The sequence below is a fragment of the Klebsiella indica genome (assembly GCF_005860775.1).
In the GTDB taxonomy this organism is placed as follows: domain Bacteria; phylum Pseudomonadota; class Gammaproteobacteria; order Enterobacterales; family Enterobacteriaceae; genus Klebsiella; species Klebsiella indica.
Map to the genome: position 1 here is coordinate 1 of NZ_VCHQ01000070.1, position 2,827 is coordinate 2,827.

General features: G+C 53.4%; 1 rRNA gene. It reads left to right on the forward strand.

Going from position 1 to position 2,827, the window contains the following annotated elements:
• A 23S ribosomal RNA gene (locus FE839_RS24495) occupies positions 1-2,701 on the forward strand; the annotation flags it as partial.
• Positions 2,702-2,827 lie beyond the last annotated feature (126 nt).

Here is a 2,827-nt window from a genome sequence, read left to right on the forward strand (position 1 = left end):
GTTAGTGGAAGCGTCTGGAAAGTCGCACGGTACAGGGTGAAAGTCCCGTACACGAAAACGCACAGGCTGTGAGCTCGATGAGTAGGGCGGGACACGTGGTATCCTGTCTGAATATGGGGGGACCATCCTCCAAGGCTAAATACTCCTGACTGACCGATAGTGAACCAGTACCGTGAGGGAAAGGCGAAAAGAACCCCGGCGAGGGGAGTGAAAAAGAACCTGAAACCGTGTACGTACAAGCAGTGGGAGCCTCTTTTATGGGGTGACTGCGTACCTTTTGTATAATGGGTCAGCGACTTATATTCTGTAGCAAGGTTAACCGTATAGGGGAGCCGMAGGGAAACCGAGTCTTAACTGGGCGTTAAGTTGCAGGGTATAGACCCGAAACCCGGTGATCTAGCCATGGGCAGGTTGAAGGTTGGGTAACACTAACTGGAGGACCGAACCGACTAATGTTGAAAAATTAGCGGATGACCTGTGGCTGGGGGTGAAAGGCCAATCAAACCGGGAGATAGCTGGTTCTCCCCGAAAGCTATTTAGGTAGCGCCTCGTGAATTCATCTCCGGGGGTAGAGCACTGTTTCGGCYAGGGGGCCATCCCGGCTTACCAACCCGATGCAAACTGCGAATACCGGAGAATGTTATCACGGGAGACACACGGCGGGTGCTAACGTCCGTCGTGAAGAGGGAAACAACCCAGACCGCCAGCTAAGGTCCCAAAGTCATGGTTAAGTGGGAAACGATGTGGGAAGGCCCAGACAGCCAGGATGTTGGCTTAGAAGCAGCCATCATTTAAAGAAAGCGTAATAGCTCACTGGTCGAGTCGGCCTGCGCGGAAGATGTAACGGGGCTAAACCATGCACCGAAGCTGCGGCAGCGAACGTATCACTTAAAWCGATTTACAGGCTTAACGATTGACGGAGCGGAGCGACGTCAAAGCGTTTTACAAAGTCGAGTCGGTTTAAGGATACGTTCGTTGGGTAGGGGAGCGTTCTGTAAGCCGTWGAAGGTGKSCTGTGAGGSWTGCTGGAGGTATCAGAAGTGCGAATGCTGACATAAGTAACGATAAAGCGGGTGAAAAGCCCGCTCGCCGGAAGACCAAGGGTTCCTGTCCAACGTTAATCGGGGCAGGGTGAGTCGACCCCTAAGGCGAGGCCGAAAGGCGTAGTCGATGGGAAACAGGTTAATATTCCTGTACTGTGTGTCACTGCGAAGGGGGGACGGAGAAGGCTATGTTGGCCGGGCGACGGTTGTCCCGGTTTAAGCGTGCAGGTGTGTGGACCAGGCAAATCCGGTTCACTTTAACACTGAGGCGTGATGACGAGGCACTACGGTGCTGAAGCAATAAATGCCCTGCTTCCAGGAAAAGCCTCTAAGCATCAGGTGACACGTAATCGTACCCCAAACCGACACAGGTGGTCAGGTAGAGAATACCAAGGCGCTTGAGAGAACCCGGGTGAAGGAACTAGGCAAAATGGTGCCGTAACTTCGGGAGAAGGCACGCTGATATGTAGGTGAAGTGATTTACTCATGGAGCTGAAATCAGTCGAAGATACCAGCTGGCTGCAACTGTTTATTAAAAACACAGCACTGTGCAAACACGAAAGTGGACGTATACGGTGTGACGCCTGCCCGGTGCCGGAAGGTTAATTGATGGGGTTATCCTCGCGGAGAAGCTCTTGATCGAAGCCCCGGTAAACGGCGGCCGTAACTATAACGGTCCTAAGGTAGCGAAATTCCTTGTCGGGTAAGTTCCGACCTGCACGAATGGCGTAATGATGGCCAGGCTGTCTCCACCCGGGACTCAGTGAAATTGAACTCGCTGTGAAGATGCAGTGTACCCGCGGCAAGACGGAAAGACCCCGTGAACCTTTACTATAGCTTGACACTGAACACTGGTCCTTGATGTGCAGGATAGGTGGGAGGCTTTGAAGTGTGGACGCCAGTCTGCACGGAGCCGTCCTTGAAATACCACCCTTTAATGGCTGGTGTTCTAACGTGGGCCCGTRATCCGGGTTGCGGACAGTGTCTGGTGGGTAGTTTGACTGGGGCGGTCTCCTCCTAAAGAGTAACGGAGGAGCACGAAGGTTGGCTAATCCTGGTCGGACATCAGGAGGTTAGTGCAATGGCATAAGCCAGCTTGACTGCGAGCGTGACGGCGCGAGCAGGTGCGAAAGCAGGTCATAGTGATCCGGTGGTTCTGAATGGAAGGGCCATCGCTCAACGGATAAAAGGTACTCCGGGGATAACAGGCTGATACCGCCCAAGAGTTCATATCGACGGCGGTGTTTGGCACCTCGATGTCGGCTCATCACATCCTGGGGCTGAAGTAGGTCCCAAGGGTATGGCTGTTCGCCATTTAAAGTGGTACGCGAGCTGGGTTTAGAACGTCGTGAGACAGTTCGGTCCCTATCTGCCGTGGGCGCTGGAGAACTGAGGGGGGCTGCTCCTAGTACGAGAGGACCGGAGTGGACGCATCACTGGTGTTCGGGTTGTCATGCCAATGGCACTGCCCGGTAGCTAAATGCGGAAGAGATAAGTGCTGAAAGCATCTAAGCACGAAACTTGCCCCGAGATGAGTTCTCCCTGACTCCTTGAGAGTCCTGAAGGAACGTTGAAGACGACGACGTTGATAGGCCGGGTGTGTAAGCGCAGCGATGCGTTGAGCTAACCGGTACTAATGAACCGTGAGGCTTAACCTTACAACGCCGAAGATGTTTTGGCGATTTGAGAGACAATATTCAGCATTGATACCGGATTGTAGTACGCAATAGTTTGCGCAGCGGCAAGGCGGCAAGCGCAGGAAAGGAAGGAGCATACAAGAGTAT